This is a genomic window from Bifidobacterium breve DSM 20213 = JCM 1192, assembly GCF_001025175.1.
Taxonomy (GTDB): domain Bacteria; phylum Actinomycetota; class Actinomycetes; order Actinomycetales; family Bifidobacteriaceae; genus Bifidobacterium; species Bifidobacterium breve.
In genome coordinates this window covers 2135354-2149132 of the sequence record NZ_AP012324.1, presented here as the reverse complement: position 1 = coordinate 2149132, position 13779 = coordinate 2135354, and the positions used below count along the sequence as shown (strand labels likewise).

At 57.8% G+C, this 13779-nt stretch carries 9 protein-coding genes, 1 tRNA gene and 3 pseudogenes; 9 read left to right on the top strand and 4 right to left on the bottom strand.

The window, feature by feature from the left end:
• The first annotated feature begins 53 nt into the window (after window positions 1–53).
• The gene (locus tag BBBR_RS09395; protein WP_032738281.1) at window positions 54–1883 is read left to right on the top strand and encodes an ABC transporter ATP-binding protein; all 1830 of its coding nucleotides are present in this window, start codon (window positions 54–56) and stop codon (window positions 1881–1883) included.
• Between the two features lie 8 nt (window positions 1884–1891).
• Here the strand turns inward: BBBR_RS09395 and BBBR_RS09390 are convergent, their stop codons facing one another.
• Window positions 1892–2833 (bottom strand): FAD:protein FMN transferase, encoded by a 942-nt coding sequence (locus tag BBBR_RS09390; RefSeq protein WP_003829619.1) that lies wholly within the window; start codon window positions 2831–2833, stop codon window positions 1892–1894.
• Between the two features lie 104 nt (window positions 2834–2937).
• Between BBBR_RS09390 and BBBR_RS09385 the strand changes: the two genes are divergently transcribed.
• From BBBR_RS09385 to rsmI, 3 genes are all read left to right on the top strand, one after another.
• Complete coding sequence (locus BBBR_RS09385) at window positions 2938–4356, top strand: MFS transporter (RefSeq protein ID WP_015439311.1); 1419 nt, start codon at window positions 2938–2940, stop codon at window positions 4354–4356.
• Between the two features lie 233 nt (window positions 4357–4589).
• Window positions 4590–4662 (top strand) — tRNA-Ala (locus tag BBBR_RS09380).
• Between the two features lie 354 nt (window positions 4663–5016).
• Window positions 5017–6036, top strand: coding sequence for a 16S rRNA (cytidine(1402)-2'-O)-methyltransferase (gene rsmI / locus BBBR_RS09375; protein ID WP_003829622.1), 1020 nt, complete (start codon window positions 5017–5019; stop codon window positions 6034–6036).
• A gap of 119 nt (window positions 6037–6155) precedes the next feature.
• Here the strand turns inward: rsmI and BBBR_RS11185 are convergent, their stop codons facing one another.
• Complete coding sequence (locus BBBR_RS11185) at window positions 6156–6356, bottom strand: variant leucine-rich repeat-containing protein (protein ID WP_225851453.1); 201 nt, start codon at window positions 6354–6356, stop codon at window positions 6156–6158.
• 137 nt (window positions 6357–6493) lie between these two features.
• Window positions 6494–7126 (bottom strand): hypothetical protein, encoded by a 633-nt coding sequence (locus BBBR_RS09365; RefSeq protein ID WP_025263332.1) that lies wholly within the window; start codon window positions 7124–7126, stop codon window positions 6494–6496.
• A gap of 276 nt (window positions 7127–7402) precedes the next feature.
• On the opposite strand from BBBR_RS09365, the gene metG reads away from it, so the two are divergent.
• Window positions 7403–9268 (top strand): methionine--tRNA ligase, encoded by a 1866-nt coding sequence (gene metG, locus BBBR_RS09360; RefSeq protein WP_025263331.1) that lies wholly within the window; start codon window positions 7403–7405, stop codon window positions 9266–9268.
• Between the two features lie 509 nt (window positions 9269–9777).
• Entirely contained in the window at window positions 9778–10071 is a 294-nt protein-coding gene (locus BBBR_RS09355; RefSeq protein ID WP_032738331.1) for a hypothetical protein, read from the top strand.
• A gap of 80 nt (window positions 10072–10151) precedes the next feature.
• On the opposite strand, the pseudogene BBBR_RS09350 reads toward BBBR_RS09355, so the two are convergent.
• A pseudogene (locus tag BBBR_RS09350) lies at window positions 10152–10634 on the bottom strand (C1 family peptidase); the annotation flags it as partial.
• On the opposite strand from BBBR_RS09350, the pseudogene BBBR_RS09345 reads away from it, so the two are divergent.
• The 3 genes and pseudogenes from BBBR_RS09345 to BBBR_RS09330 form a co-directional block, all read left to right on the top strand.
• Window positions 10621–11430: pseudogene (locus BBBR_RS09345) on the top strand (ABC transporter substrate-binding protein); the annotation flags it as partial. The pseudogenes BBBR_RS09350 and BBBR_RS09345 overlap by 14 nt on opposite strands.
• 419 nt (window positions 11431–11849) lie before the next feature.
• A pseudogene (locus tag BBBR_RS09335) lies at window positions 11850–12098 on the top strand (family 43 glycosylhydrolase); the annotation flags it as partial.
• Window positions 12099–12450: 352 nt separating this feature from the next.
• Window positions 12451–13767 carry an ATP-binding protein gene (locus tag BBBR_RS09330; RefSeq protein ID WP_003829635.1) on the top strand — a complete coding sequence of 439 codons (1317 nt, stop codon included), beginning with the start codon at window positions 12451–12453 and terminating at the stop codon, window positions 13765–13767.
• The last annotated feature ends 12 nt before the right edge of the window (window positions 13768–13779 follow it).

Below are 13779 nucleotides of genomic sequence, written 5' to 3'. Positions count from 1 at the left end.
TCGTGACAGCTCCCCTCCAGAGGGGAGCCAAGAGACAAAGGACTTAAGAAACAATGCCAAGAGGACCTATGGGCCGCGGAGGTGCGGTCGAAAAACCACAGGATTTCGGCAAAGTCATGGGCAAACTCGTCCGCTTTTGCCGCAAATACGTTCCTGCCATCATCATCGCGCTTGTGCTGGGCGCGGCTGGCACCATCTGCCAGATTATCGGCCCGGACAAGCTCAAGGACATGACCAATGAGATCACCAAAGGTCTGCCTGCGGTAGTGCACGGCAAGCCGGTGCTCAACTCGATCGACATGGGCGCGGTTGCTCGTATCGGCTGGCTGCTTGTGGTGCTGTATGTGGGCTACGCGTTGCTCAGCTACATTCAAAGCTGGATGATGGCCACCGTTACGCAGCGCACTGCACAGGAGTTGCGTGAGTCGATCAGCAAGAAGATCAACAAGCTGCCGCTCAGTTACTTCGACAAAGTCAGCTACGGCGACGTGCTTTCCCGCATCACCAACGATGTGGACGCTATCGGCCAGACGCTGGGCCAGTCGCTCGGATCGCTGATCACATCCGCGACGCTGTTCGTGGGCGCATTGGTCATGATGTTCTACAACAACTGGATCATGGCGCTGTGCGCAATCGGTTCAAGCATCATCGGCCTGATCATCATGATGGTCATTATGAAGGCCTCGCAAAAGTACTTCACCCGCCAGCAGGTCGCGTTGGGTGATGTGAACGGCCATGTGGAGGAGATGTACGCCGGTCACACCATCGTCAAGGCATACAACGGCGAGGCGGATTCTATTCGTCGGTTCGAGCGCTACAACGCGGATCTGTACGATTCCGGCTGGAAGTCGCAGTTCTTGTCTGGTCTGATGATGCCGCTGATGAACTTCGTCGGTAATTTCGGCTATGTGGTGGTGTGCGTGGTGGGTGCCGCGCTCGCCATGGACGGCCAGATCGAATTCGGCGTGATCGTGGCGTTCATGATGTATATCCGCCTGTTTACGCAGCCGCTCTCGCAGTTTGCGCAGGCGTTCCAGAACCTGCAGCGTTGCGCCGCCGCATCCGAACGCGTATTCGGATTCCTCGAAGAGTCGGAAATGGCTGACGAATCCGGCAAGCAGGTGCTGCTTGGCGCTCAAGGCCATGAGGTGCACGGCGATGTGGAATTCAGTCACGTGCGCTTTGAATATGAGGCCGGCAAGCCGATTATCAACGACTTCTCCGCTTCTGTCTCCTCCGGTCAGAAGGTTGCTATTGTGGGCCCGACCGGTGCCGGTAAGACCACTATGGTCAACCTACTTATGCGCTTCTACGAGATTGCCGGTGGCTCGATCGCCATCGACGGCGTGGACACCAAGTCCGTGCCGCGCTGGAATGTGCACGACCAGTTCTCCATGGTGCTGCAGGATACCTGGATCTTTAATGACACTGTGCGCGAGAACATCGCCTACTCCAAGCCGGGCGTTACGGATGAGCAGATCATCAGCGCATGCAAAGCTGTGGGATTGCACCACTACATCATGTCGCTGCCGAACGGCTACGACACCGTGCTCGACGAGAATTCGTCGCTGTCCGCCGGCCAGAAGCAGCTGCTCACCATTGCCCGCGCAATGGTACAGGACGCACCGATTCTGATCCTCGATGAGGCCACATCTTCGGTCGATACCCGTACTGAAGAGTTGATTCAGAAGGCCATGGACGCGTTGACCGTGGACCGTACCTCCTTCGTGATTGCGCACCGCCTCTCCACGATTCGCGACGCCGACATGATTCTCGTCATGAATCATGGCGATGTGATCGAACGCGGCACGCATGAGGAGTTGCTGGCTGCTGGTGGCTTCTACGCTGATTTATACAACAGCCAGTTCGCGTTGGCGGGCTGACGGCTGAACTATCGCATGAAAAAGCTGCCCGGAAAATCGGGAGACTGGGCAGCGGAGCGGTCGGCGGTGAGGATGGCGCATTCGAATGGAAAGTGTGCGCGCAGCTGGGCGGCCGGGGAGGTGAAGAGGGCGGTGGCAAGGCCGTCAGCTTGGGCGGTAGCCAAAGATGGCGGCGTAGCGGCAACCCATGTGGCGGCTACGCTGTTAACCGGCACACCGTCGATGGCGTTGAGCAGATGGTGGAGTTGATGGCCGGCGGCATCGGTCCAGTGTCGGCGGCTGGGGGAGCTTGCGCAGAACGCGCCTTGGCTGATCTCTGCCACACCGACGGCGTTAGCCGGGTCGGAGGGATCTTCAAGGGCGATGGTGATTGGTTCGCTCGTGTGCACCAGCAAATCGCCGCCGGCGTCGATGACATATCGGAGGTCGCTCTGGGCCACCCCCAGCCTTTCCGCAATCAGATCCACCAGATAGCCCTTGCCACATGCGCCGAAGTCGAGTGCGACCGGGCCATGCGTAACCAACGTTGTGCCATGGTGCTCGATGGCGTGATCCCATGTGGCCCGCCCATGAATCGCACCTGTGTGTTCATCGGCATTGGGTTCGTTCACAGATGAATATGATTTGTCATATCCCAGCCGAATCAGATCTTCACCCACGCATGGGTCAATCGCCCCATTGGTAGCAGAAAACAAGTGGTCATACAGGTCAAATAGATTCAGCGTCCAGTCAGGAAAATCGAATGTGCCGCCGTGCGTGGCCACGCGCATCTGACCCACAATCGAGTCACCTTTAAATCGAGACAGTACGTTTTCGTAATCGGAAATGAGGTCTTCGATGTGCTGGTGCAGGTCACCGCCCAGCGCGCTCGCGGTATGCAACAGCAGGCCGGTTCCCAAGGCATTGGGGAATGCGGCGGTGTGCGGCAATTGCTCGGTTAGGCCTGTCATGCCTACTATCGTAGGGCGTGTGGCTGCGCGGCTGCAAGGCGCTGCGCTGTGCGGTGTATACTGAATCTTGACACTGTGTCAATGTTGATTCGGAGGGTATGAGAATGGACAATGCAACAGCGGTAAGTGCAACGAATGTGTCCGGTGGCTCGTTGCAATCGACTATCAAGGATTTGCCCATTGCCAAAGTGTGGGCCTTCGCGGTCGGCCAGTTCGGCTGGGCGCTGCTTTCCGGCATCATCTCCAACTGGCTCGTCTACTTCTACCAGCCCGATCAGGAGACCATCTCCCAAGGCCAGACCGTGTTCGTGCCGCAGGGTCTCGTGGTGCTTGGGCTAGTAACCGTGGTGGGAGGCATCACCGCATTCGCCCGATTCTTTGATGCTTTCGTGGACCCGGCCGTGGCCTCCCTGTCCGACCGCTGCGATTCCAAAGCCGGCCGCCGCATGCCCTTCCTGAAATTCGCGGCCCTGCCGCTCGCCGTGGTCACCGTACTCGTGTTCTGGAGTCCGATCAACGGCACCAGTTGGGTCAACGCGGCATTCCTGTTCGTCACTGTTATCGGCTACTACATTGCCCTCACGTTCTACTGCACGCCGTACAACGCGCTCATCGCCGAGCTCGGTCACGATTCCAAGCAGCAGTTGACCATCTCCACCGCCATCTCCTTCACCTGGGTGGCCGGCACCGCCATCGCCTATGTGGCGCCGGTGATTTGGGGCGCATTCGTGCCGATGATGGGGCGCATCACCGCCATCCGCGTGACCTTTACCATCATGGCTGCCGTGGCGTTCGCCTGCATGCTTGTGCCGCCGCTGGCCATTCGCGAGAAGGACTACGTCAACTCGCAGCCCACCTCCGAATCGACCATTGAATCCCTGAAGCAGACCTTTTCCGACGGTGAATTCCGCAAGTTCGTATGCTCCGACGTGGTCTACTGGGTGGCCATCACCACGTTCCAGACCGGCCTGCCGTTCTTCGTGACCAGTCTGCTGAAACTGCCGGAAACCACCACGACCATCTACTTTGTACTCATGACCGGCGTCTCGGTGCTGTTCTATCTGCCGGTCAATATCCTGGCTAACCGTGTGGGCAAAAAGCGCTTGTTGCTTATCGCTTTTGTGATTTTCACCTGCGCGTTCGCCTTTGCCGGTGCACTCGGCTCCGGTGTACTCGCCCTCATGCCGGCCATGGCCCAGGGTCTGACGCTTTCAGTGGTGGGTGCGATTCCGATGGCTGCATTCGGCATCCTGCCGCAGGCCATCGTGGCGAATATCGCCGATGCCAGTTCCAAGACCACGGGCCAAGATCGTCAGGGCATGTTCTACGCGGCTCGTACTTTTGCCATGAAAATGGGGCAGTCCGTGGCCATGTTGCTGTTCACCGGAGTGTCCACCATCGGCATGGCATCCGGCGCGGGCTACCGTATCGCCGCCGTGTGCGCGGCTGTGCTGTGTGGATTGGGCGGCATTGTGTTCGCGTTCTATAACGAGAAGAAGGTGTTGCACGTGCTGGGGGCATAGGCATAGTGCAGTTGCGGCTAGATTGGCTTGATTGATTCGACCAGCCAGCTGGCATACGTTTTTCAGACTATTTCGGCTCTTGTCTGGAAAATGTGCACTGCTGTGTGCTCAGTGTGCGTTCTTCCAGATTTTTGGGAAAATAGTCTGTCTGCCGACACCTTGCCCGAATTGCGTTTGACTGCACCCCGTATTATATTTGTGCGAGTTGCTTTGCGGAGCAAAGTAACATCCAAGGGGCTGTAGCTCAGTTGGTAGAGCGCTTCGTTCGCATCGAAGAGGTCGCGGTTTCGACTACCGTCAGCTCCACGAGACCCTCTGCATTCATTCCACCGCAGAGGGTCTTTTCATTTTGAAAGTAGACCTCAAAAATGCAAAGCGCAGAGAAAACTCGTTGGTGAAGGGTCATTCTGCACTTCGAGGGGCTGATTTGGTGTTTGCTGGAGGTCTACCTCCGTTTCAAGGGGCTGGTCGTTAAGCAGACATGTCTCCAAAACGGCGAAATATCATTGATAGCAGGCCGTTCCTACTCACGTTTTGACGTTTGGGGAGCCCCCTCGAAACGGAAGTAGATCTCCGGAACATGTGAAATCAGCCCCTCGAAGTGCAGAATGCTCCTGATCCCACAGCAGATTGCTCTTTGGCTTGGGCAATACTGGGAGTATGACAAGCGCAGATGAGTTGAATGAACAGCGTGACGCTGAACAGAGCGTCGCACAAGTGTTTGAACGCAACGATGGGAATGATGGGATTGATGCCGGCGGACCTGCCGCTTCCCAAACTCGCGAGTCGGCTGTGACTATTCCTGCTGGCACTGTGGTACTCGCTGCGACCCCAATCGGCAACGTCGGCGACGCTTCTGCTCGTCTGGTGGCTTTTTTGGAACGTGCCGACATCGTAGCCGCAGAAGACACCCGCCGCCTGTTCGACCTGGCTCGCCGCCTCGGCGTCTATGTGAACGGCCGAGTCGTCGCCTACCATGACCACAACGAGCGAGACAAGGCCGACGGTTTGCTTGATCAGGTCGAAACCGGTGCGACCGTGCTCGTCGTTTCCGACGCCGGCATGCCCACCATCAACGATCCAGGCCTGGCCATTGTGCGCCGCGCCATTGAACGCGGCCTGCCCGTCACCTGCGCGCCTGGCCCCTCTGCCGTGCTTGACGCGCTTGCCCTTTCCGGCCTGCCCACCGATCGCTTCTGCTACGAGGGATTCCTGCCGCGCAAGCATGCCGAACGAGTGCAATATCTACGCACACTGTTGGGCGAACGCCGCACCATTGTGTTTTACGAGACGCCTCACCGCATCGCCGATTCGATGGATGATCTGCTTGACGCATTCGGCCCGAACCGTCCGATGGCGCTGTGTCGGGAGCTCACCAAGGATTATGAGCAAATCCGGCGAGGTCCAATCGGAGAGATTCGCCAGAGTGTGATTGACGATCCGCCGCGCGGCGAGATGGTATTGGTCATCGGCGGCGCTTCCAGTGAAGAGGCCGAGGCCGCCGCGCCCAGCACGTTGAGCGTGGAAGATATGGCCGTGCTGGCTATCGACCGTGCGTTGGAGGATGGCCTGCGTATCAAGGACGCCATCGCGCAGGTGGTGCAGGAGCATCCGTTGGCCGATGGTTCGCTGGCCAATCGCAAGCAAGTGTATGCGGCGGTGTTGGAGATTAAGGGGTAGGATCCGCGTATTTACATGATGCCGTTGGTTGGCGCTTGCGATTGACGTGGATAATTGATGGCATCTGTAATGATTGAGATTCCGCGGTAATTTGCCGGGGGATGAGACTTGCGGCAGCATTATTCCTCCTCCATCGATTCCAGTAGAACCGCCAGCGCCCGCTTCACTCCTGGTCCGCCCGCCTGCGAGATGAATTCCAACAATGCCGCATCCGCCCGAGGATTGGCAATAAGCCAGCGCCTGAGTTCGGGCGCATGCTGGGCGATATGCCACAGCACTTCGATTGGCGTATCCGGCGAACAGGCTACGGATGGGGTCAATGCGATTGGCGGCGATGGTGGGGCATCATGATTGACAGCAGCGCTCGCGTGTGGACTATGCGATTGAATATCAGAAGCGCGCGGTAGCCGCTGCGCTTGATGCAGACGGTCAAGTCGCCGGGAAGCGTGGCGGCTGGTTATGCGCATTGCCCTAAGGCCGGTTCGGACTCCCGTTGTAATGATTCGAAAAATATCCGTGCGCGACCGGCATGCTTATGATGCCGGTGCTCTTTGATGATCTGCAGGCATTCGCTGGCACGGAAACTGTATGCGGTCATCAAGCGGCATACCAACGTATTGATGGCGGACGGGTCCGGCGCATCGTCCATGCCCATCACCAGATCACAGGCTGTACGCTGCGGTGTGGTGACAGGAAGATTGCCCAGTCGAATAATGTGCTCTGGCGACGTGACCCGCCTGAATACGCGGATGCGGCGGCCTGCGGAAGTCGAACGAAAATGCGAAGTGGAAATCACGTCAATGGTTCTCGGAAAATCCGGGCCGCCGAGCCATACCCAGGCGGCAGTCAGCGCGCACGCCACGGTTCCGAACGGGGCGACCGTGGAGACAATCATCGCGCGGCCATATAGTGTGTTGGCGTGTTCGTTCCAGTAGCCAGCGGATTCGTCGAACTTTCGTATGGTGCCGAATGTTTCCAGCCGGCTTAAGCTGAGCGGTCCGGGCAGATCTTTGGTGAACAGCACGGGCGGCACTGATAGGCTGACGGTGGTGTGCCGAGCGGTGCCGGCGTTGGCTATGGTGCTCGTCATCGAGCGATTTGGTGCATTCATGTGCCCGACCATACGCATAGTTTGCGCTCGGGCGCTACCGGATAGGCGAAAACGGTGGATAAGTGGATAATTCCGACTGCCGCGCCGAGATTGTGGACAATGCTGTGGGCGGTTTGTTGAGGGGCTGCGCAATGGTCGGTAATCCACATGTTTAGGCATGCTCTTTGTGCTGTGCATCGGCATTTCGATGGGCTTTCCGCGCGTTGCTTATGCGTGTGCCCGGCGTGTCCCCGCCGCGCCGGATAATCAAACATTATGAGTCATGTTTTGGTGAATGTTGCTTGGCCGTATGCTAACGGCCCCCGTCATATTGGTCATGTCGCAGGATTTGGTGTGCCCTCCGACGTTTACGCGCGTTACGAGCGCATGAAAGGCAATGATGTGCTCATGGTCTCCGGCACCGATGAGCACGGTACCCCGATTCTCGTTGAGGCGGAGAAGGAAGGTCTCACGGCCCAGGAGCTGGCCAACCGCTACAACCGTGTGATCGCCAAGGACCTGTGCGACCTCGGCCTGAGCTACGACCTGTTCACCCGCACCACTACCGGCAATCACGAGCACGTGGTGCAGGAGATGTTCAAGCAGTGCTTGGAGAACGGCTACATCTACAAGGGCACCCAGCAGGTGGCCATCAGCCCCTCCACCGGCCGTACCCTGCCCGACCGCTACATCGAGGGCGAGTGCCCGATCTGCCATGCCGAAGGCGCGCGAGGCGACCAGTGCGACGCCTGCGGCAACGAGCTCGACCCGGACGAGCTCATCAACCCGGTTTCCAAGATCAACGGCGAAACCCCGCGCTTTGAGCAGACCGAACACTACTTCCTCGACCTGCCGGCGCTCGCCGAAGCCAACAAGGCTTGGCTGGAGACCCGCAAGGGCTGGCGTACCAACGTCATCAATTTCTCGCTTGGCCTGTTCAAGGAAGTCAAGCCGCGCGCCATCACCCGCGACATCGACTGGGGTATTCCGGTGCCGGTCAAGGGTTGGATCGACAACCCGAACAAGAAGCTGTACGTGTGGTTCGACGCCGTGATTGGCTACCTGTCGGCCTCCATCGAATGGGCCCGCCGCCAGGGCGACCCGGAGAAGTGGCGCGAATGGTGGAACGACCCGAAGTGCCCGGCCTACTACTTCATGGGCAAGGACAACATCACCTTCCACTCCCAGATCTGGCCGTCCGAAATGCTCGCATACAACGGCAAGGGCTCCAAGGGCGGCGAAACCGGCCCGATGGGTCCGCTCAACCTGCCTGAGCAGGTGGTGGCCAGCGAGTTCATGACCATGGAAGGCAAGAAGTTCAGCTCCTCCCGCGGCATCGTGATCTACGTCAAGGACATCCTCGCCCGCTACCCCGTGGACGCCGTGCGCTACTACATTTCCGTGGCCGGCCCCGAATCCTCTGATTCCGACTTCACCTGGGCCGAGTTCGTGCGCCACAACAACGAGGAGCTCGCCTCCTCCTGGGGCAACCTGGTCAACCGCGTGGCCAACCTCATCAACAAGAACTTCGGCGAGATTCCGCCGCTGGACGAGGATTCGATGACCAACGAAGACCGTGGCCTTCTGGAAGAGACTTCCGCCGCGTTCGACGTGGTCGGCTCCTCCATCGAAACCCACCACCAGAAGCACGCCCTATCCGAGGCGATGCGCGTGGTCGGCGACATCAACAAGTACATTTCTGCCACCGAACCGTGGAAGATTAAGGACGACCAGGCTCGTCTCGGCACCGTGCTGCACGTGGCCGCTCAGGCCGTGGCCGACGCGAACCATCTGCTCGCGCCGTTCCTGCCGCATTCCGCGCAGAAAGTGTGGGAGGCGCTCGGCGGCGCCGGCACGTTCTCGCCGCTGCCCGAGCTCAAGGAAGTCGAGGATCTCGACAAGCCCGGCTTCACGTACCCGATCATCACCGGCAACTACGAGCTCGGTGTGAACGTGCACCCGTGGAAGAGCGAGGCGATCGAGGTCGGCGCCGTGGTGCCTAAGCCCACGCCGATCTTCGCCAAGATTCCGACCGAGGCCGTGAAAGAGGAGCTGGCTCGCTTCGATGAAGCGTTGGCTGCTCGCCGCGCCGTCGAGGCCGAACGTCTGGCCGCCGAGAAGGCCAAGCTCGCCGCCGAGTGATTCGACGTCGTTAGTCCATAGCTGACGGGCCGCATTCCTTTCGCCGCATTGCGTGGCGATGGGGTGCGGCCCGTTTCATTATGTGCGATTGGGGCCGGCACATTGTGCGTCCATGCTCTTGAAGCGGGGTACCCCCCTGTGCTTATAGTGTCATTCGGCTTTGGGCACGAGAATGCCCAGAGCGTAAGACCCGACATAGTTGTGCCGGTTGTCAGGCAGCGTTACAAACCCGTCACAGTTTGCCAAGACTTTTCCCAGACAAGCACATCGAATCCCCAAGAATGAGATGGTTATATAGAACATGTCAACGGAATGAAGTTCATACCGGTGGCGAGGTTCTTCCGAACCCCATAACTGAACCCTTCTTCTCTCTTCTCTCTCACCCGGCGGCCCCCTCCGCCGGGTTTCTTCTTTTTGACTGCTGGTTGCATGATGAGACCCGAATTGTGGCGGAGTTTTCTTCTACCTATGGTGAGGAACTGTTGCGTTCATTGAACGAAGGGAAGACCATGTATTCCGTCACATTTCCGGGCAACCTGACTCAAGCGGAATCGGCCTTGGTCAAGCGAGGCACCATACAGATTGCCGCGTTGCTGGCCGCAAAGATCACCGGCCGCGGTCTCATCATCAACGACGGCGACATCGAATACTCATGGGATTTCATCCTGGTCGACGCCAGCAACGATGAACAGAATACCTTTGACGAGCGACTATTGCGGATGCTGTCCGACTACATCCACGCCGGATTTCCCGATGCCGTGGTCCGCTACACCAAGCACGAGGCGCCAAAGCTCAGTAAATAAACGTGAATGCCCCTTCTCTCTGAACAGAGAGAAGGGGCATTCGAATATATGCTCCCGCCAGCGGGAGCTAAGAGAAAACGTCAGCGGCAGCGGCGGGTCAGCGGCAGCCAGGGGTCGAGCTCGACCGGTTCGGTGGTGAGCAGGGCGCGGGTGGCGTCGTCGAGATATTCCTTGCGGATGATGAGTTCGGTGACGAAACGGTCGAACCAGGCGTCGGACATCACGTAATAGCCGTCTTTGCCGGCGTCCTTGCCCCAGCTGTTCTCCACCTTCCAGCGGTTCGGCTTGCCGTCCTCGCTGAGGTTCACGCCGGTGAAGGTCATGGCGTGGTTGCTCGGGCTGTCGCCGTATTCGAGTCCGTGAGCCTTGTCTCCGGTGAATTCGGTGCCGAACAGCTGGTCGACGCGCACCACGGACTGGTCGAAGAAGCCATCCTTGCGCAGCGCGAACTGCGTGCAGTCGCAGGCGAACCAGATTGGGTGACCGGCGGTGAGCTGGTCAAGCGCGGCCTTCTTGAACACGTCCAGCGGCACGTTGACGAACTCCATATCCGTCAAGGACGCCCAGCTGCGCATCGGCTACAGCACCAAGACCCGCGTGCTGGAGTACAACGGCAAGTCCAAGCCGCTTGACGACCTGCAGGTGCGTAAGGCCATCACTCAGGCCTTCGACGTGAACACCTACAACAATGTGCAGTTCCAGGGCCTGAACTGGAAGGCCGAGCAGCCGGGCTCCGAGCTGCTGCTGCCGTTCCAGAAGGGCTACGAGAACAACCTGCCCGCCGAGGCCAAGTACAACGTGGACAACGCCAAGAAAACCCTTGAGGCCGACGGCTACAAGATGGGCAAGGACGGCTACTACGCCAAGGGCGGCAAGACCCTTGAGATCTCCTTCACTTTCTTCGGTGACGACGCCACCCAGTAGGCCCTCGCCAACGCCTACCAGGCGATGATGAAGAAGGCCGGCATCAAGGTCAAGGTCGTGAACGTGGCCGAGTCCAAGTTCTCCGACACCGTGTCTTCCGGCAACTACCAGGTGCTGCCGATGGCTTGGCAGGCTACGAGCGCCATGACCTTCGTGGTGTCCGCCCCGCAGCTGTACACCTCCGACGGCTCGTCCAACTTCTCCTATGTAGGCAACAAGAAGATCGACGAACTCGTCAAGAAGGCTGGCAACCTCTCCGACTATGACGAGCAGACCAAGGCCGTGAACGCCGCCGAGAAGGAAGCCTTCAAGCTGTATGGCACTATCCCGGTCTCCAACCCGGCTTCGTACCTCGGCGCGAAGAAGGGTCTGGCCAACTACGGCCCGTCCGGCTTCGCTGGCAACCTGCCGCAGGACATCGGCTGGCAGAAGTGATGATGTCTGATCGGATGTCTATTGACATCTGACTGATGTCTGACTGACATGGCCACCGCGCCGGGAACGGTCGGCCGCACGCATCGACTGCATGGCTTTCGATGCCGGACGCGGCCTGCAGCGGTTCCCGGCGGGGTGTGACCGCAGCCGCATATGCCTTACACTCCTTATTTCTGCATATGATGCTGCGGTTGGGAAGCCTCCCGTTTGCGCGCTTATACGTCGCGCGCGAACGGGAGGCTTTTGCGTACTTGCCGCGATTCCACCCCAGCAACGATTTGTCCACCTTGCTGCCCGCGCAGGCGCACGATTAATGGGTGTGTCGCATTCTGTAGTAGATTGACGGGTCCGGCTTATTCGCGGTAGCTGAACAGACGGCGTTGAATTTTTGCATTGTTCGCCGATGAGGATATATGTGCGTGCTGCTTGAACAAGACCCGGCGCGCAAGCTGTATGCCACCGGTCATCACAACATCGTGAACGTTCCCGGCACCGACGAATGGATTATCGCGTATCACCGGTTCGCCTACAATCCGGCCGGTCGCTGGGCTGGAGGCGATGGCTGTCATCGCGGAGTGGTATTCGCGCCGCTTGACTACAATCCTGACGGCTCGCTGGTTCCCGTCCGCCCGCAAGTTGGTTCCTACGTGCGTTCGCTGGCGTTCTGACCTGTAGGCTGTCTGTCTCTGTCTGTTCGTTGTCTTCGCCTTGCTTGCGTTTTGTACGTTTTATCTGTTTCGTGAGTTTCGTGCGTTCTGCGGATTTCACGCGTTTCGCGCAGTGCCGTACGCTGATCGCCATTCAGCGTGCGGCACTTTTGCATATCTCACGTGTTGCGGGAGATGCCGATTCCGTCGCACAATACGTAAAACGTGAATGAACCACTCACTATTCTTATGTTTTTTGTGACTCAGAGTGTGTTTTGCATATGTAAAAACGTGAATGCTAAGATGATATCAGTATGTGATTGTGTGATGACCTGAGTGTTTTCAGTCATTCTCCACAAAAGAGGAGGGGAATATGCTCAAGCGCCATGCATATGACCAGTTGCTGAATTGGAAGAACCGTAAAACCAAGCAGGGCTTGCTGATCACGGGTGCCCGGCAGGTGGGCAAGACCACGCTGATTGAGCAGTTCGGTGCAGACCATTATGAGCATGTGGCTAAGGTGAATTTCATCGAAATGCCTCAGGCGGTCGAAACGGTAAGCAAGGCCAAGGACACCGAAGACCTGATACTGCGGTTATCGGTACTTTCCGGCACGGAAATTACGCCGGGCAAGACTCTGCTGTTTCTTGACGAGATGCAAGCGTGTGAGGACATGCTCACGTGGACCAAATTCCTGTCTGGCGCCAAAGGATTGGACGTCATCGTTTCTGGCTCCCTGCTGGGCATTGATGTGTTCAATGTGCGTTCGATCCCGGTGGGCTTCCTGCAGACGATGCGTATGTATCCGCTCAATTTCTATGAGTTCTGCGCTGCATGCCGGCTGCCTCAGCTCGCTCTCGATACGTTGCGTGAATGTTATGTGGATCGACGGGAGGTCCCCGATTATCTACATGAACGGCTCACCGACCTGTGGTACAAGTATCTGCTGATTGGTGGCATGCCCGACGCAGTGCAGTCATTCGTGGATTCTGCCGATATTGTCAAGGTCCGCAATACTCAGCAAGCCATATTCGATACCTATGAATACGACATCACCAAATATGTCTCCGATTTGGTGGAACGTCGTCATATCAAGAGCATTTACGAGGCGATTCCAAGTCAGCTCAATGCGGAAAACAAACGATTCAAGTTCTCCAAGTTGGGCAAGAATATCAGGTTCGCTCATATGCAGACGGCGTTCGATTGGTTGGCGAACGCAGGTATCGCCTTGCCTACTTCGCGCGTGCAAGACCCTGAATACCCGCTGACGGAGCATGCCGACGAGAACACGTTTAAACTGTACATGAACGATGTCGGTTTGCTGACCTCCCGTTTGATGCGCAGTGTGGACTTAGAGATTGTGAATCACCGATCCAGTATGAATTACGGGTCGATTTTCGAGAATGCAGCGGCTCAGGAACTGTTTGCACAGGGATTGGAACTGCATTACTTCAACCAGAACCGTATTGGTGAAGTTGATTTTGTAGTGCAGCAAGGTCTGGATGATATTTCACTGGTTGAAATCAAATCGGGCAAGGACTATACGCGGCATCGGGCCATGAACAACCTACTGGATACCGACAATTATCGGTTTGCCCATGCCTACGTGTTCCATGATGGCAACGTGGAGACTGTTGGACGAACCGAATACCTGCCCATATACATGCTGGGTTGTTTGAGCGTGATATGACATGCGCCACTT